Here is a 22,597-nt window from a genome sequence, read left to right as displayed (position 1 = left end):
GACCCATCGTGAGGGTCGAAAGCGTGAATTGAGGGAGGCGAGTCTCCGTGTCCGCGAACAGCTTCGGCAGCCGTGACACACTCCGCGTCGGTGACGCGGCTTACGAGATCTACCGGCTGGACGCCGTCGAGGGGTCGGCGCGCCTCCCGTACAGCCTGAAGATCCTCCTGGAGAACCTCCTGCGCACGGAGGACGGCGCCAACGTCACCGCCGACCACGTGCGGGCGCTGGGCGGCTGGGACCCCCAGGCGGCCCCGAGCGTGGAGATCCAGTTCACCCCCGCCCGCGTGATCATGCAGGACTTCACCGGCGTCCCCTGCGTGGTCGACCTGGCCACCATGCGCGAGGCCGTGCGCGACCTCGGCGGCGACCCCGCGCGGATCAACCCGCTCGCGCCCGCCGAGATGGTCATCGACCACTCGGTGATCGTCGACTTCTTCGGCGGTCCCGACTCCTTCCGCCGCAACGTCGAGCGCGAGTACGAGCGCAACGGCGAGCGCTACCAGTTCCTGCGCTGGGGCCAGACCGCCTTCGACGAGTTCAAGGTCGTCCCGCCCGGCACCGGGATCGTGCACCAGGTCAACATCGAGCACCTGGCCCGCGTCGTCATGACCCGCGGCCCCGAGGGGGCCGTCCCGGTCGCCTACCCCGACACCTGCGTCGGCACCGACTCCCACACCACGATGGAGAACGGCCTCGGCGTGCTCGGCTGGGGCGTCGGCGGCATCGAGGCCGAGGCCGCGATGCTCGGCCAGCCGATCTCCATGCTCATCCCGCGCGTCGTCGGCTTCAAGCTCACCGGTGAGCTGCCCGTCGGCGCGACCGCCACCGACCTGGTGCTGCGCATCACCGAGATGCTGCGCAAGCACGGCGTCGTCGGCAAGTTCGTGGAGTTCTACGGCGACGGCGTCTCCTCCGTGCCGCTGGCCAACCGGGCGACGATCGGCAACATGAGCCCCGAGTTCGGCTCCACCTGCGCGATCTTCCCGATCGACGACGAGACCGTGAAGTACCTCAGGCTGACCGGCCGCGACGAGGAGCGCGTCGCGCTGGTCGAGGCGTACGCCAAGGCCCAGGGCCTGTGGCACGACCCCTCCGCCGAGCCGGTCTTCTCCGAGTACATCGAGCTCGACCTGTCCACGGTCGTCCCGTCCATCGCCGGCCCCAAGCGCCCGCAGGACCGCATCGCGCTGACCGACGCCAAGAAGACCTGGCGCCGCGACGTGCGCGTCTTCGTCCCCGACTCCGACGAGGTGGACGAGGAGGGCAAGGAGTCCTTCCCGGCCTCCGACGCGCCCGCGTCCAACTCCCAGGCCAACGGGCACGCCGACGGCCAGGCCGCCCCGGCCGTCCCCGCGACCGGCGGCGACCCCCTCCAGGAACGCCCGCGGGCCTCGGTGCCGGTGACGCTCGCCGACGGCACCTCCTTCGAGCTCGACCACGGCGCCGTGGTGATCGCCGCGATCACCTCCTGCACCAACACCTCCAACCCGTACGTCATGATCGGCGCCGCGCTGCTGGCCAGGAACGCCGTCGACCGCGGCCTCACCCGCAAGCCGTGGGTGAAGACCTCGCTGGCGCCCGGCTCGCAGGTGGTCACCGGCTACTTCGAGCGCTCAGGCCTCACGCCCTACCTCGACAAGCTCGGGTTCAACCTGGTCGGGTACGGCTGCACCACCTGCATCGGCAACTCCGGGCCGCTGCCGGAGGAGATCTCCGAGGCCGTCCAGGCCAACGACCTCGCCGTCACCGCCGTGCTGTCCGGCAACCGCAACTTCGAGGGCCGGATCAACCCCGACGTCAAGATGAACTACCTGGCCTCGCCGCCGCTCGTCGTCGCCTACGCCCTGGCCGGCACGATGGACCTCGACCTCGGCACCGAGCCGCTCGGCACCGGGGCGGACGGCCGGCCGGTGTTCCTCCAGGACATCTGGCCCTCCGCCGAGGAGATCGCCGAGGTCGTCGGCTCCTCGATCGGCGAGGACATGTTCCGGCGCGACTACGCCGACGTGTTCAAGGGCGACGACACCTGGCGCTCGCTGTCGATCCCGACGGGCGACACCTTCGAGTGGGACCCGTCCTCGACGTACGTGCGCAAGGCGCCCTACTTCGACGGCATGCCCGAGAAGCCCGAGCCGGTCACCGACGTCACCGGCGCGCGCGTCCTCGCGCTGCTCGGCGACTCGGTCACCACCGACCACATCTCCCCGGCCGGCTCCATCAAGGCCGACTCGCCCGCCGGGCGCTACCTGAAGGAGAACGGGGTCCAGCCGAAGGACTTCAACTCCTACGGCTCGCGCCGGGGCAACCACGAGGTGATGATCCGCGGCACCTTCGCCAACATCCGCCTGCGCAACCAGATCGCGCCGGGCACCGAGGGCGGCTTCACCCGCGACTTCACCCAGGACGGCGGCCCGGTCTCCACGATCTACGACGCCTCGGTGAACTACCAGGCCGCCGGCGTGCCGCTGGTGGTGCTCGCGGGCAAGGAGTACGGCTCCGGCTCCTCGCGCGACTGGGCGGCCAAGGGCACCGCGCTGCTCGGCGTGCGCGCCGTCATCGCCGAGTCCTACGAGCGCATCCACCGCTCCAACCTCATCGGCATGGGCGTGCTGCCGCTGCAGTTCCCCGAAGGGGAGACCGCGGAGTCGCTCGGCCTGACCGGCGAGGAGACCTTCGACGTCACCGGCGTGGAGGAGCTCAACTCCGGCACCACCCCCGCGACGGTCACCGTCAGGGCCGGGGACAAGGAGTTCCAGGCGGTCGTCCGCATCGACACGCCCGGAGAGGCCGACTACTACCGCCACGGCGGCATCATGCAGTACGTCCTGCGCTCGCTGCTCGCGAAGGCCTGAGGCCCGGCGTCAGCGCCTCCCGCCGGCCGGTGGGAGGCGCTGCGGCTCGGCCCGCGCGTCCACCCGCGCGCGCCGGCGCGTGAGGACGCCGCCCGCGGCCGAGAGGCCACGGGCCAGCCAGTGCGACCGCCCGGCCACGACCGGGCCCAGCACGGCCAGCACCAGGACATAGCCGGTGATGAACGGGGCGAGCCGCCCGTCCAGGCCCGCCATGGCGGCCATGGCGGCCAGGATCAGCGCGAACTCCCCGCGCGCCAGCAGCGTGGTCGCGATGTTCGCGGCCCGCCCGGGGCCGTAGCCGTGCAGGCGGGCGGCGACGAGCCCGGCGGCCACGTTCATGGCCAGGGTCAGGGCGGCGGCGGCCGCCACGGCCCCGGCGACCGAAATGACGTCGCCGGGGTCGATCGCCAGGCCGAAGGCGAAGAAGAAGATCGCCCCGAAGGCGTCGCGCAGCGGGTGGACCAGCTCGCGGACCCGCGGCCCGGAGGACGTGCCTCCCACGATGAGGCCGGCCATGAACGCGCCGATGGCGTCGGCGACGCCGAGCAGCTCCGAGAGGCCGGCGACGAGCACGGCCAGGCCCAGGAAGCTGACCACGAGCAGCTCGTCGTCGCGCACGGCCAGCAGGCGGCCGACGACCCGGGTGCCGTACCGGGCGGCGGCGGCCAGCGCCAGCAGGAACGCGAACGCCTTGCCGGCCTGCAGGACGGTCTCCATGGTGCCCTGCGCGCCGCTGATGACCGGCTGGAGCGCCGCCAGGTACAGGGCCAGGAAGATGTCCTCCACGACGATGATGCCGAGGATGAGACGGGTCTCGGGCCGGGCCAGCCGGCCCAGGTCGATGAGGATCTTGGTGACGATCGCGGAGGAGGAGATGCCGATCACGCCGGCCAGCACCAGCGCCTCCCGGACCCCCCACCCCAGGGCGAACCCGAAGCCCAGCCCCGCGCCCACGTTGAGCACGAGGTAGACCCCGCCCGCCGCCAGCAGGCGCGAGCCGCCCTTCTTCAGGTCGTCGAGATGGAACTCCAGCCCCAGGTAGAACAGCAGGAGCACGAGACCGAGCGCGGAGAGCATCTCCAGCTCCGCCGGGTCGCGGACGACGACCAGCCCCGGCGTGTGCGGGCCCAGCAGGATGCCGGCGAGCATGAACAGCGGAATCGTCGGAAGCCCGATGCGGCTGCCGAGGCGGGCCAGAATGGCCGCGGCGAGGAAGGCCCCGCCCATGGCCAGCAGGGTGTCAGCGTGCCCCACGGCTCACCACCCCTCCCCGACGCGGAACGCTGGGCTGCTCAGACGTGTGGTGATGACTCATGTCCAATCTTCGGATCCGGGCCCGCGTGAGCGGTGACGGGGGGGCTGTCAGGGGGACGGCGAGCGCCGTCCGCCCGCGGCCGGCGTGCTTTCCGCGCCGCCGCGCCCGGCGCGGCCCGGCCCGGGCACGACCCGCGCGGTCGCGGTGTCCGCGGCCCGGCGTTCCCGCCGGGCCCGCGTCCCTCATGACCCGCGCCGATGTCACCAGTCGCCTCGCCGTCCCCGATCAATGATGTCCGGGGGCGCGCACGGGGGGCCATCGGTGCTGACACCCATTCGAGCCCGCGGCGACCCCCGTAGACGGGGGAGGCCGCACGGGGAAATGGGTGTCAGCACCGATGGACGGCCCGGCCCCCACCGTCCAGGCTGGTCTCACGGCACCGGTCGCCGGGCCCTACCCGTGGGGCGACCGGTGCCGTCCATCCGACACCGAGGCGCGATAGTGGGGGGAGGCCACGTTGAGGAGGCGGTACGCGGTGTCCCTGTTCTGGCGGATCTTCCTGCTGAACGCCGCCGTGCTCGTGGCCGCCGCCGCGCTGCTGGCGCTCGGGCCCGCGACCGTGTCCACCCCGCTCCTGCTCACCGAGGCGGGGGTGCTGGCGGCCGGGCTGGCCGCCATGCTCGCCGCCAACGCCGCCCTGCTGCGGGTGGGCCTGGCCCCCCTGCAGCGCCTCACCCGCGTGATGACCACCGTCGACCTGCTGAAGCCCGGCAGGCGCCCCACGGCGGCCGGGCACGGGGAGGTGGTCGAGCTGATCGCCACCTTCAACACCATGCTCGACCGCCTGGAGGCCGAGCGCGCCGCCAGCAGCGCACGCGCGCTGTCGGCGCAGGAGGGCGAGCGCCACCGCGTCGCCCAGGAACTGCACGACGAGGTCGGGCAGACCCTGACCGCCGTCCTGCTAGAGCTCAAGCGGGTGGCCGACCACGCCCCGCCCGGCGTGCGAGAGGAGCTGCACCAGGTGCAGGAGACCACCCGGACGAGCCTGGACGAGATCCGCCGCATCGCGCGCCGCCTGCGCCCCGGCGTCCTTGAGGAGCTCGGCCTGGGCAGCGCGCTCAAGGCGCTCACCGCCGAGTTCTCCCGCCCGGGCCTGGCCGTCCGCCGCCACCTGGACGCCGACCTGCCGCAGCTGGACAAGGAGACCGAGCTGGTGCTCTACCGGGTAGCCCAGGAGAGCCTGACCAACGCCGCCCGGCACGCGGAGGCGGGCCGGGTGGACCTGGCGCTGCGCCGCCGCCCCCCGGGGGTGGAGCTGAGCGTCCGCGACGACGGCCGGGGGATCGGCCGGGCTCCCGAAGGCGCCGGGATCAGCGGCATGCGCGAGCGCGCGCTGCTGGTGGGAGCCGAGCTGACCGTCGGCCCTGCGCCGGAGGGCGGCACCGAGGTCAGGCTGGCCGTCCCCGGGGGAGGCGGGAGCCGGTGACCGTTCCAGGCGGGCCTCCCGCCCGCATCCTGCTGGCCGACGACCACGCCCTGGTGCGCCGGGGCGTGCGCCTCATCCTGGACGGCGAGCCCGACCTGACCGTCGTCGCCGAGGCCGGCGACGGCGCCGAGGCCATCGAGATGGCCCGCGCCGAGCGGCCCGACCTGGCCGTCCTGGACATCGCCATGCCGCGCCTCACCGGCCTGCAGGCGGCGCGCGAGCTGTCGCGCCTGCTGCCCGACCTGCGCATCCTCATCCTGACCATGTACGACAACGAGCAGTACTTCTTCGAGGCGCTGGCGGCCGGGGCCTCCGGGTACGTCCTGAAGTCCGTGGCCGACCGCGACCTGGTCGAGGCCTGCCGCGCGGCCATGCGCGGCGAGCCGTTCCTGTACCCCGGCGCGGTCACCGCGCTCATCCGCGACCACCTCCAACGAGTCCGGGAGGGCGGCGTGCCGGTCAAGGCCATCACCGACCGCGAGGAGGAGATCCTCAAGCTCGTCGCCGAGGGCCACAGCTCCCAGGAGATCGCCGACATGCTGTTCATCAGCGTCAAGACGGTCGAACGTCACCGCGCCAACCTGTTGCAGAAGCTCGGCATGCGCGACCGCCTGGAGCTCACCCGCTACGCGATCCGCGTCGGCCTGATCGAGCCCTGACGCCCCCGGCCCGCGGCCCGAGCGCGGCCGGGCGAGGACGCGTCGCGGCGCGTCACCGCCGAGGAGGCGGCCCCCGTCCGGGCGTGGGTGGGCGCCGTCGCGCTGCCGATAGGTTGGCACCATGCCCGAAGGACACGTCATCTTCCGGTTGGCCGCCCGGCACGCGGAGCTCTTCGCCGGCGACAAGGTGATCGCGGCCAGCCCGCAGGGGCGTTTCGCGGAGGGCGCGGCCCTGCTGTCGGGGTCCGTCCTTTCGGGCACCGAGTCGTACGGCAAGCACCTGCTGCACCACTACGCGGGTGAGCGCACCCTGCACGTCCACCTGGGCCTCTACGGGAGGTTCACCGACGGCGCGGGGGAGCCGCCGGCGCCGGTGGGCCAGGTCCGGCTGCGTCTCACCGGCGAGGCGCACTGGCTCGACCTGCGCGGCCCCGCCGCCTGCGAGATCCTCACCCCGGAGGAGACCGCCGCGCTGCGGGCCCGCCTGGGCCCCGACCCGCTGCGCGACGACGCCGACCCCGAGGCGGCGTACGCCCGCGTCCGGCGCAGCTCGGCGCCGCTGGCCGCGCTGCTGCTCGACCAGTCGGTGGTGGCGGGCACCGGGCTCATCTTCGTGACCGAGGCGCTGTTCCGGGCCGGCCTGGGGCCCCGTACGCCCGGCCGGCGCCTCGGCCGTCCGGGCTGGGACGCGCTCTGGGCCGACCTCGTCGAGCTGATGCGCGCGGCGGCGGCGACCGGCCGCATCGACACCGTGCACACCCCGCACCTGCCCGAGGTGATGGGCCGCCCGCCCAGGGTCGACCGGCACGGCGGCGAGGTCTACGTCTACCGCCGGGCCGACCGGCCCTGCCACGCCTGCGGGACGGCGATCCGCCAGGCCCCGCTGGTCGGCCGCAACCTTTACTGGTGCCCGGTATGCCAGCCTGAATAGCGCTCCCGGCGGGGCCGCGCCGGAATATCGGGCCGGTCCTCACGCCGTTCGTCGTACGCGTACCGCCCGGCCTGACTCACGGCCCCGTGATGCGGGTAAGCGAATCATCTGATAACTCTCAAGCCATTCATTACACGCCGTCCCGTCCCTGCTCGGAGCACGAAATCCTTCGACGGTCCGAGGCGCCGGCCGGTGCCGGACGAGCCGTCTCCGGGGCATTGGCGAAAATTGACGACACCCGATGACTCTCTTAATTCAGCGAATTATCCCTGCTTGTAGGGTCTTGTGAAGAAAGGGAGGAATGCAGGATGACGCATGCGATGTCAAGCCCCGTTACCCTTCCCCTCGATCGCGAGACCCCGTTCGATCCGCCGCACGATCTGCGCCGGTGGCGTGAGGAAGGCCCCATCCGCCCGTTGCTCTACACCGACGGGCACGTCGGCTGGCTGGTGACCGGGTACACCGTCGCGCGGGCCCTGCTCGCCGACCCCCGCTTCAGCACCGACCCCGACCTGCTGCACCCGCCGGTCGGCCAGCGGCTCACCCAGGAGGTGCTGGCCAGGGTGCCCGGCTTCTTCCTGCAGGAGGACCCGCCCGAGCACACCCGCTTCCGCAAGCTGCTCACCGGCCAGTTCACCGTCCGCCGGATGAGGCGCCTGGAGCCGAGGATCGCGCGGATCACCTTCGACCGGCTGGACGCGATGGAGCGCGCGGGGGCGCCGGCCGACCTGGTGCGGGAGTTCGCGCTGCCGGTGCCCTCGCTGGTGATCTGCGAGCTGCTCGGCGTCCCGTACTCCGGCCACGAGCGCTTCCAGAGCCGTTCGGCGGTCATGCTCAACCTGGACTCGACGCCCGCGCAGGTGCGCGAGGCGATGGACGACCTGATGGGCTACCTGGGTGAGCTGGTGGTCGCCAAGCGGGCCGAGCCCGGCGAGGACGTGATCAGCGGGCTGGTGGCGACCCGCCAGCTCACCAAGGACGAGATCACCGGCGTGGCGATGCTCCTGCTGGTCGCGGGGCACGAGACCACCGCCAACATGCTCGCCCTCGGCACCTTCACGCTGCTGCGCAACCCCAGGCAGCTCGCCGCCCTGCGCGACGACCCGTCCCTGGCCTCGGCCGCCGTCGAGGAGCTGCTGCGTTACCTGACCATCGTCCACCTGGGCCCGGTGCGCGCCGCCCGCGAGGACGTCGAGCTGGCCGGCCACCTGGTGAAGGCGGGGGAGTCGGTGACGATCTCCCTGGGCGCCGCCAACCGCGACCCCGAGCACTTCGAGTCGCCCGAGACCCTCGACCTGGCTCGCCAGACCTCCGGCCACCTGGCCTTCGGCCACGGCATCCACCAGTGCCTGGGCCAGCAGCTCGCCCGCGCCGAGATGCGCACGGCCTACCCGGCCCTGCTCACCCGCTTCCCGACCCTCCGCCTGGCCGTCCCTCCACAAGAGATCCCGACCCGCACCAACATGGCCATCTACGGCGTCCACCACCTCCCCGTCGCCTGGTGACGACCCCGGGGCACACCCGTGCCCCTCCGCTTCGCCGAGTCGGGGGCATCCGTTGAGCGGTGCCGCGCAGGCGGTGGCTCTCGCCGGCGTCGTCGCCGGCACGGGGCTCGACCCGTGGGACGCGCATGTCGCGGCCGTAGCGGACGTCGCGGTGTGCCCCATCCTCACGGTCGAGCCCGCCGAGTGGCGGCGGCCTTCCGAGATGCTGGACGCCCCGCTGCACATCATCGAGATCGCCGACCCTCCGGGCTGAGTCGCCTGGGTGGGGCCTCTACGGTGCCTGGCATGGGTAATGAGGTTTTTCTGTTGCTTGTGGCGGGTTTGGCGGTTTTTGTGGGGGCGGTGGTTCAGGGCGGGGTGGGGTTCGGGCTGGGGCTGGTCGCGGCGCCGGTGATCGCGATGGTGGACCCCACGGTGATGCCGGGGGCGGTGCAGGTGGTCAACTGCGCGTTGCCGCTGTTCACGCTGGCCGCCGAGTGGCGGGGGGTCGACTGGCGGGGGCTGGGCTTCGCTTTGCTGGGCAGGCTGCCCGGGAGCGCGGTGGGGGCGGTCGTCGTGGTGTACGTCAGCGTCCAGACGCTGGGAATCATGGTCGGGGTCATGGTGCTGGTGGCCGTTGCGGTCACCCTGTCGGCGGTGGCCGTGCCGCGCAACGGCGCCACCCTCGGGGTGGCCGGGTTCGTCTCCGGCGTCACCGGGACGGCGACCGGCATCGGCGGGCCGCCCATGGGCATCGTCTACCAGCACGCCAAGGGGCCGCAGGTGCGCGCCACCCTGGCCCTGTACTTCTTCCTGGCCGCCGGGCAGTCGCTCGCGATTCTGGCCCTGGTCGGCAAGCTGCCCGGCCGCGCGCTGCTCGCGGGCGCCGCGCTGGTCCCGTTCATGATCGTCGGCTTCGCGGTCTCGGGGCCGCTGCGCCGCTTTCTGGACGGCGGCCGCGTCCGGGCGGGGATCCTCGTGGTGGCCGCCGCCTCGGCCTTCGTGCTGATAGGGCAGAGCCTGCAGGGTTAAGGGCGCGTTTCCCGATTGTTACCGGCGACAACAAACTTTGACCCCCTGAGGTCTTCCGTCCCGGCTCGGGACGGAATACGTTGCCGCAAACAACATACAAAGTGACGGTCAAACCGTGGACCCGGTGGACCGCCGTTCCTGCCGGTCAGAGCTCGGCCGGTAACCCCCCAGACCCCACCGCCACCCTCCAGTGGCCATCTCTGTAGAAAGGACCCGGTGCATCCATGCGCAAGGGGATCCTCGGCCTGACCGCCGCCGCTGCGGCGCTCTCTCTCGGACTCACCGCCTGTGGGGGCGACGCCGGCGAGTCGGCCACCCCCCAGAACAGCGGTTCGGCGTCGGCCCCCGCCGCCGCGGCGGGCAAGATCGGTGTCATCCTTCCCGACAGCAAGTCGTCGCCCCGCTGGGAGACCGCGGACCGCAAGTACCTCGAAGAGGCCTTCAAGGCCGCGGGCGTGCAGTACGACATCCAGAACGCCCAGAACGACAAGACCGCCTTCCAGACCATCGCCGACCAGATGATCACGAACGGCGCCACGGTGCTGGTCATCGTGAACCTCGACAGCGGCACCGGCAAGGCCGTCCTCGACAAGGCCAAGTCGCAGGGTGTGGCCACCATCGACTACGACCGCCTGACGCTCGGCGGCAGCGCCTCGTACTACGTCAGCTTCGACAACGTGAAGGTCGGCGCCCTGCAGGGTGAGGGCCTGATCAAGTGCCTCGATGACAAGAAGGTCGAGAAGCCGATCATCGCCCAGCTTCACGGCTCGCCGACCGACAACAACGCCACACAGTTCAAGGAGGGCTACCAGGGCGCCCTGAAGCCCAAGTTCGACGCCGGCGACTACTCCGAGGGCCCCGAGCAGGCCGTCCCCGACTGGGACCCGGCGCAGGCGGGCACCATCTTCGAGCAGATGCTGACCTCCGAGGCGAAGATCGCCGGCGTGCTCGCGGCCAACGACACCCTCGGCAACTCCGCGATCTCCGTGCTGAAGAAGCAGAACCTCAACGGCAAGGTGCCGGTCACCGGCCAGGACGCCGGCGTCCAGGGCCTGCAGAACATCCTCGCCGGCGACCAGTGCATGACGGTCTACAAGGCGGTCAAGAAGGAGGCCACCGCGGCCGCCGAGCTCGCGGTCGCGCTGTCGAAGGGGGAGAAGCCGGCGGCCACCGGTTCGGTCAAGGACACCGAGACCGGCCGTGACGTCCCCTCCATCCTTCTGGAGCCGCAGGCGATCTTCTTCGACAGCGTGAAGGACGTCGTCGCCGACGGTTACGTGTCGAAGGATGAGCTGTGCAAGGGCGACTTCGCCGAGAAGTGCACCGAGGCCGGAGTCCAGTAGCGGTCCGGAACGGCAGCCGCCCCCGGGGCGGGCCCGCACGACGGCCCGCCCCGCGGGGCGCGGCGGCCGTTCCGTCAGTCTCTGAGGAGCAACGTGTCATCCCAACCCGTCCTGGAGGTCCGCGGGCTCGACAAGAGCTTCGGTCCCGTGCAGGTTCTGCACGACGTCGCCTTCTCCGCCCACGCGGGGGAGGTCACCGCGCTCGTCGGTGACAACGGCGCAGGCAAGTCCACCCTGGTCAAGTGTCTCGGCGGCATCTACTCGATCGACGGGGGCGAGTACCTGTTCGACGGCAAGCCCGTGACGGTGAACAGCCCTCGCGAGGCCGCCACGCTGGGCATCGAGATCGTCTATCAGGACCTGGCCCTCGCCGACAACCTCGACATCGTCCAGAACATGTTCCTCGGGCGCGAGCGCCGCAGCGGCCTGGTGCTGGACGAGGCGACGATGGAGGAGATGGCGGCCAAGACGCTGGACAGCCTGTCGGTCCGCACCGTCAAGTCGATCCGCCAGCTGGTGTCCAGCCTCTCGGGCGGCCAGCGGCAGACGGTGGCCATCGCCAAGGCCGTGCTGTGGAACAGCAAGGTCGTCATCCTGGACGAGCCGACCGCGGCGCTCGGCGTCGCGCAGACGGCCCAGGTGCTGGAGCTGGTGCGGCGCCTGGCCGACAACGGCCTCGCCGTGGTCCTCATCTCCCACAACATGAACGACGTCTTCGCGGTCTCCGACCGCGTCGCCGCGCTCTTCCTCGGACGCATGGCCGCGCAGGTGCGCACGGCCGACGTCACCCACTCGCAGATCGTCGAGCTCATCACCTCGGGGCGCAGCGGGGAGCTCGGCCTCCAGAACGTCAACGGAGTCACGGCATGAGTACCACGACGATCCAGAAGGAGCCCGCCGCGCCGGCCCCCAGCAGCATCGGCGGCAACGTCCGCGGCTACTGGGACCGGGTGCGCGGCGGTGACATGGGCGCCCTCCCGGCGGTGCTCGGGCTCGTCGTCCTGTGCTCGGTGTTCGCGGCGCTGCGGCCCGCGTTCCTCACCTCGATCAACTTCGCCAACCTGTTCACCCAGGGCGCCGCCATCGCGGTGATCGCCATGGGCCTGGTGTTCGTGCTGCTGATCGGTGAGATCGACCTGTCGGCCGGCTACGCCAGCGGCGTGTGCGCGGCCGTGCTCGCCAACGCGCTCGCCAACATGGGCCAGCCGTGGTACGTCGCCGTGCTCGCCGCGATCCTCACCGGCGCGGTGATCGGCACCGTCCTCGGCACCCTGGTGGCCAAGCTCGGCATCCCCTCGTTCGTCGTCACCCTGGGGGCGTTCCTCGGCTTCCAGGGCCTGGTGCTGATCCTCGTCAACGAGGGCACCAACATCGCCATCCGCGACGCGACGATCCTGGCGATCGAGAACAAGAACCTTCCCCCGGCGCTCGGGTGGGCCTTCTACGCCGTCGGCGTGGCCGTGTACGCGGCCATCCAGATCGTCCGGGCGCAGCGCAGGAGGGGCCGCGGCCTCACCTACGACCCCGCCGCGGTCATCGCCTTCCGCGTCGGCGCGCTCGCGCTCATCGCCGGGCTCGCGGTCTACGCCCTGAACCTGGAGCGCAGCCGCAACGCGCTGCTCGCCTCCCTGACGGGCGTCCCGATCGTCGTCCCGATCGTCGTGGTGCTCCTGGTGTTCTGGACGTTCGTCCTTCGCCGCACGGCCTTCGGCCGGCACATCTACGCGGTCGGCGGCAACGCCGAGGCCGCGCGCCGCGCCGGCATCAGCGTCGACCGCATCCGCATCAGCGCCTTCGTCATCTGCTCCAGCATGGCGGCGGTCGGCGGCATCATCGCCGCCTCGCGCGACAACTCCGTCGATCCCAACACCGGTGGCAGCAACGTCCTGCTCTTCGCGGTGGGCGCCGCCGTCATCGGCGGCACCAGCCTGTTCGGCGGCAAGGGCCGGGTGATCGACGCCGTGCTCGGCGGCGCCGTGGTCGCCGTCATCAACAACGGCATGGGCCTGATGGGCTACAGCGCCAGCGTCAAGTTCATCGTCACCGGCTGCGTGCTGCTCCTGGCCGCGGGGGTGGACGCGCTGTCCCGCAAGCGGGCGGCGGCCTCCGGGTTGAGATGACCGCGCGTCCGGGCCGCACCGGCCCGGACGCGACGGCACGCTCCGCGCCGGGAACGTGGGCGACGTTCCCGTGAGCACCGGCGCCGCGCCGGCGGCGCCGGCGGCACCTGCCTCGCCCCTAGACCCCCCCTTCCGGCCGCACGAGGAAGCAGAGGCAGCAAGCATGATGCGCGCGGGGCCCTCACAGGAGGAGATCCGGCGCCACAACCTCGGAGTCCTGCTGCGGCACGTGCACTTGGGCGGGCCGACGTCCAGGGCCGAGCTGACCACCCGCATGGGGCTCAACCGCAGCACCATCATGGCGCTCACCGCCGATTTGACGGCGGCGGGCCTGGTGCGCGAGGAGCTGCCCAGGGAGACCGGCCGGGTCGGCCGACCCTCGCTGGTGGTCAGGCCGGAGTCGGCGCGGGTGTACGTCCTGGCGTTCGACATCGGCGTCGACAGGCTGGTCGCGGCCCGCGTGGGCCTGGGCGGCGTCGTCCTGGACCGCCACGAGGCCACCCGCGAGCGTGAGGACTTCGACCTCGACCACGTCGCGGGCGCGGTGGTCGCCTTCACCCGCCGGATGCTGGCGAGGACCCGGCCCGACACCCTGTGCGTCGGCGTGGGGGTGGCCATCGCCGGAGGCGTGCGCAGCTCCGACGGCGTCGTGCGCTACAGCCCGAACATGGGCGCCGTCGACGTGCCGCTCGGCGCCGAGCTCAAGGAGCGGCTCGGGCTCGGCGTGCCGGTCGCCGTCGGCAACGACGCCAACCTGGGCGCGCTGGCCGAGCAGGCGCGGGGCGTCGCGGTCGGCTGCCGCGACCTGATCTACCTGCACGGCGACGTCGGCATCGGCGGCGGCGTCATCGCCGGCGGCCAGTTGCTGGGCGGGCACGGCGGCTACGGCGGTGAGATCGGCCACATGGTGGTCAACACCGGGGGCCGGCCGTGCGGCTGCGGGTCACGCGGGTGCCTGGAGGCCGAGGTGGGGGAGCGCGCGCTGCTGGAGGCCGCCGGCCGGTTCAGCGCGCAGGCCGGGCGGGACGCCGTGCGCGCCGTCGTGGGCGCCGCAGACCGCGGCGACGTCCTCGCCCAGCAGGCCCTCAACCGGGTGGGCGACTGGCTGGGGCTCGGCGTCGCCAACCTGGTCAACGTCTTCAACCCCGAGGTCGTGATCTTCGGCGGGATCCTCCGCGAGATCTACCTCGGCTCGGCGGCCCAGGTGCGCAGCCGCATCGCCGTGGACGTCCTGCGCGCCTCGCGTGAGTCGCTGCGCCTGCGCACCCCCGCCCTCGGCGACGACACCATCCTGGTGGGCGCGGCCGAGCTGGCCTTCGCGCAGGTGCTCGCCGACCCGCTGGACGCCCTGGCGCGGGTCGGCGCCTGACCGGGGCGCCCGCCGCGGCCCGCGCCGTCGTGGGGAGGTGCCCGCCGGGGGTCAGGCGACCATCGAGGAGCCGGCGATCCAGGTGTTGCAGGCGGAGGGCGAGGCGGCCTTGAAGCCGCGGTTCAGCCAGTTGGCGATGTTGCGGCCCTTGCCGTGGTCGCGGACGCCCGTCGACTCGTCGCCGCTGCGGCGGTCGGCGTCCAGCAGTTCCTTCCAGTCGCCGGCGTCGCGGTCCAGGGAGGGCCAGACGCTGCCGATGAAGGCGCCGGCCAGGCACTCGGCCTGCAGCTCGTGGCGCCGCGTCTGCTCGTAGAACTCCGCCTTGTTCCGGCTGGGCAGCCTGTCGAGCGCCCGCCACATGCCCGCCACGTTCTGGACGTGGTGGCCGTACTCGTGGGCCAGCACGTCCAGCAGGTACAGGTCGCCGGGATCGCCGACCACGTCGCGGTCGAGCATGAGCACGATGCGCCGGTCGGTGTTGCAGTAGATCGCCTGGACGTCCTTGCCCCAGTTGGACCCGCACATCCGCTGAGGCTTGGTGATGAACGTCACACGCGGCTTGGCGAACGGGAGCCGGGCGCGGGCGAACTGGGCGGTCCAGGCGGCGTCCAGGCACTTCACCAGCGGGGTGAGGTAGCTCTTGACCGAGACGACGCTTCCCGCCTTCACCGGCCGCTCGGCGCAGGAGGCGCCCGGCAGTCGCCCCGCCGTGTACAGCGGGCTCCTGGTCAGGGGGGCGGCGTTCGCGATCGGGTAGCCGGTCTGGGCGGTCGCGGCGCCGCTCGGGAGCACGAGCGCGGCCAGCGAGAAGATGAGCGAGACGAGGACGAGCGACGGCGTGCGCATGGTCCCGAAAGGGTACGACAGCCGCCCACTTGCCGTAAAACAGATCTAATGTGGGCAAGTCCGGGAGTGTTTCGGGAGTTCCCCCCGAGACCGCCGCAAGGGTGTGAACCTTGTGGAAGGCGGAGCGCCGGTGGGACCGGCTGATCCGGCAAATAGACTCGGGCAGGTCGACGACAGGCGGAGGAGATGATCCCGTGAACGAGCGGACCCGGCGGGCCGACGGTTCGGGCGAGGAACGGGGTGAGCTGCTCGAATCGGTGAAGGGGCCGGGGGATCTCAAGCGCCTGGAGGCCGGCGAGCTGCCGCGCCTGGCCGCCGAGATCCGCGACCTCCTGATCTCGACGACCTCGCGCACCGGCGGCCATCTCGGCCCCAACCTGGGCGTCGTCGAGCTCACCATCGCCCTGCACCGCGTCTTCGACTCCCCGAACGACCGCATCCTGTGGGACACCGGGCACCAGGCGTACGTCCACAAGATCCTCACCGGCCGGGCGTCCGGCTTCGACCGCCTGCGCATGGAGGGCGGCCTGTCCGGCTACCCGAGCCAGGCCGAGTCCGAGCACGACGTCATCGAGAACTCCCACGCCTCCACCGCCCTGTCGTACGCCGACGGGCTGGCCAAGGCCTACAAGCTGCGCGGCGCGATCGGCCGCACCGTCGTCGCGGTGATCGGCGACGGCGCGCTGACCGGCGGCATGGCCTGGGAGGCGCTCAACAACATCGCCGGCCACGCCAAGGACCCCGACCTGCCGCTGGTCATCGTGGTCAACGACAACGGGCGCTCCTACTCGCCCACGATCGGCGGCCTGGCCAGCCACCTCGCCTCGCTGCGCATGACGCAGAACTACGAGCACGCGCTGGAGTTCGTCAAGCAGAACCTCGGCCGCGTGCCGGTGGTCGGGCCCCCGCTGTACGACACCCTTCACGGCGTCAAGAAGGGCATCAAGGACGTCCTGGCGCCGCAGGTGATGTTCGAGGACCTCGGCCTGAAGTACGTCGGCCCGATCGACGGCCACGACGAGCCGGCGGTCGAGGCCGCCCTGCGCCGCGCGCGCGACTTCCGCGGCCCGGTCATCGTGCACGTGCTCACCAAGAAGGGCAGCGGCTACTCGCCGGCCGAGAACCACGACGAGGACTGCTTCCACTCGCCCCAGCCGTTCGACGTGCTGACCGGCGAGGAGCAGCCGAGGCCGCACAGCTGGACCAACGTGTTCAGCCACGAGATGGTGCGCCTGGGCGCCGAGCGCGACGACATCGTGGCGATCACCGCCGCCATGCTGCACCCGACCGGCCTCGCGGCCTTCGCCGAGGCCTACCCCGACCGCACCTACGACGTCGGCATCGCCGAGCAGCACGCCGTCACCAGCGCGGCCGGCCTCGCGCTCGGCGGCCTGCACCCGGTGGTGGCCATCTACGCCACCTTCCTCAACCGCGCGTTCGACCAGCTCCTCATGGACGTCGCGCTGCACCGGCTGCCGGTCACGGTCGTGCTCGACCGGGCGGGCGTCACCGGCGACGACGGCGCCAGCCACAACGGCATGTGGGACCTCTCGATCCTGCAGCTCGTCCCCGGCCTCGCGATCGCCGCCCCGCGCGACGCCGCGCGGCTGCGCGAGCTGCTCGCCGAGGCCGTCGCGGTCGACGACGGCCCCACCGCCGTCCGCTTCCCCAAGGGCGCCGTCGGCGCCGACATCCCGGCCGTCGGGAAGATCGGCGGGGCCGACGTCCTGCGTGACGCCGGGGAGGGCGCCGACGTCCTGTTCGTCGCCGTCGGCTCGATGGCCTCGACGTGCCTGGAGGCCGCCACGCTGCTCGACGCCCAGGGCATCTCGGCGACTGTCGTCGACCCCCGCTGGGTCAAGCCGCTCGACGAGCACCTGATGGCCGCCGCGGCGGCGCACAAGATGGTCGCCGTGGTGGAGGACAACGGCCGCGTGGGCGCGGTCGGCGACGCCGTCGCCCGGTGCCTGCGCGACGCCGGCGCGGAGGTGCCCGTACGCACCTTCGGCGTGCCCCAGCGGTTCCTCGACCACGCCAAGCGCGCCCGCATCCTGTCCGACATCGGCCTCACCGGCCAGGATCTCGCCCGCGAGATCACCGAGGCCGTCGCCCGCCGCTCGGCCCCCCTGGAGGCCGGCCCCGTCGCCTGACGACCACCCCGCACGACCACCCCTCCACGGGCGCCGCGCCCGTGGAGGGTTTCGTGTGCCGTCCACCCCGTCCCAGCGGCTGGACGGCGCGGGGCTCGACGGCCGCGGCCGTCCCACCGTCCCGTCTCTCCGGGCGGCGTGTCGCCGGCGGCCGAGCCGGGCCGCGCCGCCGGCGCCGCCGCTCGCGAGGTGGGCCGCCGAACGGGGCGCCCGGTGGCCGGAGGTCGAAAGGTTGGTCTGACCTGGGGTTACGCATGACTTAACCTTTCCGGGGAAGACCTCTTCAGCGACATCGGCGATCAAGGGGCGTGAGCATGAGCATCTTCCGCACCAAGTCGGTCGAACAATCCATGGAGGACACCGAGGCCCCGGAGCACCAGCTCCGCCGGCACCTCAGCGCGCTCGACCTCACCGTCTTCGGCATCGGCGTCATCGTCGGCACCGGCATCTTCGTCCTGACCGGACAGGTCGCCAGGGACAACTCCGGCCCCGCCGTCGCCCTGTCGTTCGTGGTCGCCGGCGTGGTCTGCGGGCTGGCCGCGCTCTGCTACGCCGAGTTCGCCTCCACGGTGCCGGCCGCCGGCTCGGCGTACACGTTCTCGTTCGCGACCTTCGGCGAGTTCCCCGCCTGGATCGTCGGGTGGGACCTCATGCTGGAGCTCGCCCTCGGCGCCGCGGTGGTCGCGGTCGGCTGGTCGGGCTACTTCTCCGAGCTGCTCGCCACCATGGGCGTCAACCTGCCGCCCGCGTTCGCGGGTGAGAACGCCACCTTCAACGTCCCGGCCGTCGTCGTGGTGCTCGCGCTGACGGCCGTCCTGGTGGCCGGCATCAAGCTGTCCGCCCGGGTCAACCTCGTCGTGGTGGCGATCAAGGTGGCCGTCGTGCTGCTGGTGATCATCGCGGGCCTGTTCTTCGTGCGGGCGGCCAACTACGTCCCCTTCATCCCGCCGGCCAAGGCGACCGCGACGGTCGAGGGCGTCCAGGCGCCGCTCATCCAGGTGCTGTTCGGCGTCAGCCCGGTCGCCTACGGCGTGTTCGGCGTGTTCGTCGGCGCCGCCATCGTCTTCTTCGCCTTCATCGGCTTCGACGTCGTCGCAACCGCCGCCGAGGAGACCCGCAGGCCGCAGCGCGACCTGCCGATCGGCATCATCGCCTCCCTGGCCGTCTGCACGATCCTGTACGTCGCCGTCTCGCTGGTCGTGGTCGGCATGCAGCGCTACGACCAGCTCGGCCGGTCGGCGCCGCTGGCCAACGCGTTCCGCGCCGTCGGGCAGAACTGGCTGGCCAGCATCATCAGCGTCGGCGCGCTGGCGGGCCTGACCACCGTGGTCATGATCCTCATGCTGGGCCAGAGCCGGGTGTTCTTCGCGATGAGCCGCGACAACCTGCTGCCCGCGCGCCTGGCCACCGTCCACCCCAGGTTCGGCACGCCGTACGTCATCACGATCATCATCGGTGTGGTGACCGCGCTGATGGCCGGGTTCATCCCGCTGTCGGCGCTGGCGGAGCTGGTGAACATCGGCACGCTGTTCGCGTTCATCCTGGTGTCGGTCGGCGTGCTGATCCTGCGCCGCACGCGCCCCGACCTGCCCCGCTCGTTCCGCACCCCGTGGGTGCCGGTCGTGCCGATCCTGGCGGCGCTGGCCTCGCTCTACCTGATGCTCAACCTGCCGGTGGAGACCTGGCTGCGCTTCCTGATCTGGATGGCGATCGGCGTCGCGGTCTACTTCGCCTACGGCGTGCGCCACAGCCGCATGCGAGAGAGCGAGCCCACCGTCACCACCGGCTGACCTCGCGCTTCCCGCGGCGAGCCGCGAACCGGCCGCCGCGGGAAGCGGTCACGACGACACCCGAACCGCTGGACAATGGGAGGGAAGCCGTCGGGGCACGGGAGGACGACCATGGTCACGCTCGAGGACGTCGCCAGGGACGCGGGAGTGTCGCTGGCGACGGCGTCACGGGTGCTCAACGGCAGCACGCGCCAGGTGGGGGCGGACATGCGGGCCCGGGTCGAGTCGGCCGCCGCCCGGCTGGGCTACCGCGTCGACGCCACCGCGCAGACCCTCGCGCGGGGCGCCAGCAACGTCGTCGGCCTGATCGTCCAGGACCTGACCGACCACTACTTCGCCGCCATCGCCGACGGCGCCATCCGCGCGGCCGACCTGCACGACATGGTGGTGACGCTCGGCACCACCTTCCGCGACCCCGAACGCGAGATCGCGCACGTCGCCACGCTCAACGCCCAGCGGGCCCGGGTGGTGCTGATCGCCGGCTCCCGCGTCACCGACGACAACATGATCCGGCGGCTGCGCGCCGAGCTCGACGTCTACCGGGCCTCCGGGGGGCGGGTCGCGGTCATCGGGCAGGATCTCCTCGGCGCCGACACCGTGGCGCCGCTGAACCGCGAGGGCGGCTACGACCTGGCGCGGGCGCTGGCCGGCCGCGGCCACCGCAGGTTCGCCATGCTCGCCGGCCCGCGCACCCTGCTCACCGCCGCCGACCGCGCGGAGGGTTTCGCCGCGGCGCTGACCGACCTGGGCCTGCCCGCGCCGGTCGTCGTGCACGGCGGCTTCGACCGCGACGGCGGCTTCGAGGCGGCCATGGAGCTGGTCGACAGCCTGGCCGACGCCACGTGCGTGTTCGCGGTGAACGACGTGATGGCCGTGGGCGCGCTCGCCGCCTTCCGGCACCGCGGCGTCCAGGTGCCGCGCGACCTGTCGCTGGCCGGCTTCGACGACATCGCCCCCCTGCGCGACATGGTCCCCGCCCTGTCGACGGTCCGGCTGCCCCTGGCCCGCATGGGCGGCCTGGCCATGGAGCTGGCCCTGTCGTGGGCGGAGTTCCCCCGCGTGGAGCCCGTCGCCGGCGAGGTCGTCCTGCGCGAGAGCGTCCGCCACCTGACGCCGGCCTGACCCCGCCCCGGTCTCAGGCGCGCAGGATCTCGCTGCGGTAGCGCGACTTCATCGTGGTCAGGACTTCGTCGGGGTCGGCGGCCCACAGGGCGGCGTTGAAGATCTCCACCTCGACGTCGCCGGTGTAGCCGGCGGCGGCGACGGCGTCGGTGAGGGCGCCGAGGTCGATGACGCCGTCGCCCATCATCGCCCGGCCGAGCAGCACGTCGGCGGGGAGCGGCTGCGGCCAGTCGCACACCTGGTAGCTCGCGATGCGGCGGGCCGCGCCGGCCCTGGCGAGCTGCTCGGGCAGCGCCGGATCCCACCAGACGTGGAAGGCGTCGACCACCACCCCGACCCGCTCGGCGGGGTAGGGCGCGGCCAGGTCGAGCGCCTGGCCGAGGGTCGACAGGACCGCCCGGTCTGCGCAGTACATCGGGTGCAGCGGCTCCAGCGCCAGGCGCACCCCGCGTTCGGCCGCGTACGGGACGAGCGCGTCGAGGGCCTCCCTGACCCGTTCCCGGGCGCCGGGCAGGTCGCGGGAGAAGCCGGGCCGCGGCTCCCCGCCCGGCGGGACGCCCGGGAGCCCGCCGACGACCATGACCAGGCAGGCGGCGCCCAGCGCGGCGGCCTCGTCGACGGCGCGCCGGTTGTCCCGCAGCGCCCCGCCCGAGGTGAGGAACCCGCCCCGGCACAGCGACGACACCCGCAGCCCGGCCCCGGCCACCGCCGCCACGCTGGCGGCCAGCCCGTACTCGCCCACCTGCTCGCGCCACAGCCCGATCGCCTCGATGCCGTGGCGCACGCAGCCGTCGACCGCCTCTGGCACCGACCAGCGGCGCGTCGTCCACTGGTTCAGCGACAGCCGCCTCACCGGGCCATCCCGTGGACGGTGAGCAGGGATCTCATGCGGTGGGCGGCCAACTCGGGGTCGGGCAGCAGGCCCGCCTGGTCGGCCAGGCGGAACACCTCCGCCAGGTGGACCGGCGACCGCGCCGACTGCGCCCCGCCGACCATCGTGAACGCGTCCTGGTGCCCGGCCAGCCAGGCCAGGAAGACGATGCCCGTCTTGTAGTTGTACGTCGGCGCCTCGAAGACCTTCCGGGCCAGCGGCACCGTTCGCCCGAACAGGTCGTCATAGCGCGCCATGTGGCGCGCGCGGAGCGCCGGGTCCGGCTCGCTCTCGGCGGCGTCCAGCGCCCGCAGCGCCGCCGCCGCCAGCGGGGCGATCGGGTCGAACACCCCGAGCAGCGCGTGCGAACCCCCCTTGATCAGGGAGGGATAGTTGAAGTCGTCGCCGGTGTAGAGCCGCACCCCGGCGGGCAGCGCGGCGCGCAACCGCACCTCGTGCTCCTCGTCCAGCAGCGACACCTTCACCCCCTCGACCATGGCCGCGTGCTCGCGCACGAGGGCGAGGAAGTGCCCGGTCGCGGTCTCCACGTCGGGCGAGCCCCAGTAGCCGGTCAGCGCCGGGTCGAACATCGCGCCGAGCCAGTGCAGGATGACCGGCCGCCCCGCGCGGGCGAGCAGCCTGCCGTACAGGGCCTGGTAGTCCTCCGGGCCGCGCGCGACGCGGGCGAGCTGGCGGCTGGCCATGATCACCACGCCGGCGCCCGCCTCCCGCACGGTCTCGATCTGCTCGGCGTAGGCGGCCTCCACCAGCGGCAGCGTGTCGGCGTGCGGCGCGTGGTCGGTCCCCGCGCCGCAGCACACCAGCTCCGCCGGGTCGCCGTACGCCCGGGCCGCTGCCGCGCTGCGGCCGATCAGCTCGCGGGTGGCCGCCCAGTCGAGGCCGGCGTTGCGCTGCGCGGTGTCCATCGCGTCCGCCACGCGCAGGCCGTGCGACCACAGGTGGCGGCGGAAGCGCAGCGTGGCGTCCCAGTCGACGGCGGCGGGCGAGCCGGGCGTGTTCTCGGCGAACGGGTCGGCGACCACGTGGGCGGCGGCGTAGGCGACGCGGCCGGCTGGCGCGGGGCCAGGCGGGGGCGGGCTCGCCGCCGGGCGCATGGTGTAGGGCCCGGACGGCAGCTCGATCCTCACGCGGGCGCCCCCTCGGCGTCGGCTGCGGTCCCTCGCGGCGCCCCGGGCGGGGACGTCCGCGGCCCGGGGCCGGGCGCGCCTTGCGGGGCCGCGGCCCCGGATGCGCCCCGCGCTAGGCCGGGCGCGCCGGGAGCCG

The 22,597-nt window shown here is 72.8% G+C and carries 18 protein-coding genes; 14 read left to right on the top strand and 4 right to left on the bottom strand.

The window, feature by feature from the left end; all coding sequences use genetic code 11:
- Positions 1 to 47: 47 nt before the first annotated feature.
- Positions 48 to 2,855: an aconitate hydratase gene (locus PYR91_RS02530; RefSeq protein WP_279777106.1), complete on the top strand. Its 2,808-nt coding sequence runs from the start codon at positions 48 to 50 to the stop codon at positions 2,853 to 2,855.
- A 9-nt stretch (positions 2,856 to 2,864) separates the two neighbouring features.
- Here the strand turns inward: PYR91_RS02530 and PYR91_RS02525 are convergent, their stop codons facing one another.
- Positions 2,865 to 4,109 (bottom strand): cation:proton antiporter, encoded by a 1,245-nt coding sequence (locus tag PYR91_RS02525; RefSeq protein ID WP_279777105.1) that lies wholly within the window; start codon positions 4,107 to 4,109, stop codon positions 2,865 to 2,867.
- A 536-nt stretch (positions 4,110 to 4,645) separates the two neighbouring features.
- Between PYR91_RS02525 and PYR91_RS02520 the strand changes: the two genes are divergently transcribed.
- From PYR91_RS02520 to PYR91_RS02475, 10 genes are all read left to right on the top strand, one after another.
- Positions 4,646 to 5,596, top strand: a complete 951-nt coding sequence (locus PYR91_RS02520; protein ID WP_279777390.1) for a HAMP domain-containing sensor histidine kinase — start codon at positions 4,646 to 4,648, stop codon at positions 5,594 to 5,596.
- Positions 5,593 to 6,255 (top strand): response regulator transcription factor, encoded by a 663-nt coding sequence (locus PYR91_RS02515; RefSeq protein WP_279777104.1) that lies wholly within the window; start codon positions 5,593 to 5,595, stop codon positions 6,253 to 6,255. Before PYR91_RS02520 ends, PYR91_RS02515 begins: the two co-directional genes overlap by 4 nt.
- Positions 6,256 to 6,376: 121 nt before the next feature.
- On the top strand, positions 6,377 to 7,186 hold the full coding sequence (locus tag PYR91_RS02510) for a DNA-formamidopyrimidine glycosylase family protein (protein WP_279777103.1): 810 nt from the start codon (positions 6,377 to 6,379) through the stop codon (positions 7,184 to 7,186).
- 320 nt (positions 7,187 to 7,506) lie between these two features.
- Positions 7,507 to 8,691: a cytochrome P450 gene (locus PYR91_RS02505; RefSeq protein ID WP_279777102.1), complete on the top strand. Its 1,185-nt coding sequence runs from the start codon at positions 7,507 to 7,509 to the stop codon at positions 8,689 to 8,691.
- Between the two features lie 52 nt (positions 8,692 to 8,743).
- Positions 8,744 to 8,944 (top strand): hypothetical protein, encoded by a 201-nt coding sequence (locus PYR91_RS02500; protein ID WP_279777101.1) that lies wholly within the window; start codon positions 8,744 to 8,746, stop codon positions 8,942 to 8,944.
- Positions 8,945 to 9,033: 89 nt separating this feature from the next.
- On the top strand, positions 9,034 to 9,702 hold the full coding sequence (locus tag PYR91_RS02495; protein ID WP_347942812.1) for a TSUP family transporter: 669 nt from the start codon (positions 9,034 to 9,036) through the stop codon (positions 9,700 to 9,702).
- Between the two features lie 224 nt (positions 9,703 to 9,926).
- A complete protein-coding gene (locus tag PYR91_RS02490) occupies positions 9,927 to 11,045 on the top strand; it encodes a substrate-binding domain-containing protein (RefSeq protein ID WP_279777099.1) in 1,119 nt (372 codons plus the stop codon).
- Between the two features lie 93 nt (positions 11,046 to 11,138).
- Positions 11,139 to 11,915, top strand: a complete 777-nt coding sequence (locus PYR91_RS02485; protein WP_279777098.1) for an ATP-binding cassette domain-containing protein — start codon at positions 11,139 to 11,141, stop codon at positions 11,913 to 11,915.
- Complete coding sequence (locus PYR91_RS02480) at positions 11,912 to 13,165, top strand: ABC transporter permease (RefSeq protein ID WP_279777367.1); 1,254 nt, start codon at positions 11,912 to 11,914, stop codon at positions 13,163 to 13,165. Before PYR91_RS02485 ends, PYR91_RS02480 begins: the two co-directional genes overlap by 4 nt.
- A 166-nt stretch (positions 13,166 to 13,331) precedes the next feature.
- Positions 13,332 to 14,534 (top strand): ROK family transcriptional regulator, encoded by a 1,203-nt coding sequence (locus tag PYR91_RS02475; protein WP_279777389.1) that lies wholly within the window; start codon positions 13,332 to 13,334, stop codon positions 14,532 to 14,534.
- Positions 14,535 to 14,585: 51 nt separating this feature from the next.
- Here PYR91_RS02475 and PYR91_RS02470 read toward each other — a convergent pair whose 3' ends face one another.
- Positions 14,586 to 15,380, bottom strand: a complete 795-nt coding sequence (locus PYR91_RS02470; RefSeq protein ID WP_279777366.1) for a neutral zinc metallopeptidase — start codon at positions 15,378 to 15,380, stop codon at positions 14,586 to 14,588.
- Between the two features lie 245 nt (positions 15,381 to 15,625).
- Here PYR91_RS02470 and dxs point away from each other — a divergent pair, with 245 nt between their 5' ends.
- From dxs to PYR91_RS02455, 3 genes are all read left to right on the top strand, one after another.
- On the top strand, positions 15,626 to 17,530 hold the full coding sequence (dxs, locus tag PYR91_RS02465) for a 1-deoxy-D-xylulose-5-phosphate synthase (RefSeq protein ID WP_279777388.1): 1,905 nt from the start codon (positions 15,626 to 15,628) through the stop codon (positions 17,528 to 17,530).
- A 314-nt stretch (positions 17,531 to 17,844) separates the two neighbouring features.
- The gene (locus PYR91_RS02460; protein WP_279777365.1) at positions 17,845 to 19,320 is read left to right on the top strand and encodes an amino acid permease; all 1,476 of its coding nucleotides are present in this window, start codon (positions 17,845 to 17,847) and stop codon (positions 19,318 to 19,320) included.
- 111 nt (positions 19,321 to 19,431) lie between these two features.
- On the top strand, positions 19,432 to 20,442 hold the full coding sequence (locus PYR91_RS02455) for a LacI family DNA-binding transcriptional regulator (RefSeq protein WP_279777364.1): 1,011 nt from the start codon (positions 19,432 to 19,434) through the stop codon (positions 20,440 to 20,442).
- Positions 20,443 to 20,455: 13 nt separating this feature from the next.
- Here PYR91_RS02455 and PYR91_RS02450 read toward each other — a convergent pair whose 3' ends face one another.
- Both PYR91_RS02450 and PYR91_RS02445 read right to left on the bottom strand, forming a co-directional pair.
- Positions 20,456 to 21,295 (bottom strand): sugar phosphate isomerase/epimerase, encoded by an 840-nt coding sequence (locus PYR91_RS02450; protein ID WP_347942837.1) that lies wholly within the window; start codon positions 21,293 to 21,295, stop codon positions 20,456 to 20,458.
- Complete coding sequence (locus PYR91_RS02445; RefSeq protein WP_279777386.1) at positions 21,292 to 22,428, bottom strand: DUF993 family protein; 1,137 nt, start codon at positions 22,426 to 22,428, stop codon at positions 21,292 to 21,294. Before PYR91_RS02445 ends, PYR91_RS02450 begins: the two co-directional genes overlap by 4 nt.
- Positions 22,429 to 22,597 lie beyond the last annotated feature (169 nt).

This window comes from Sphaerisporangium sp. TRM90804, from assembly GCF_029846175.1.
Lineage (GTDB): Bacteria > Actinomycetota > Actinomycetes > Streptosporangiales > Streptosporangiaceae > Sphaerisporangium.
Note: the sequence above shows the minus strand (reverse complement) of the source record. Positions and strands in the feature narration are given on the sequence as shown.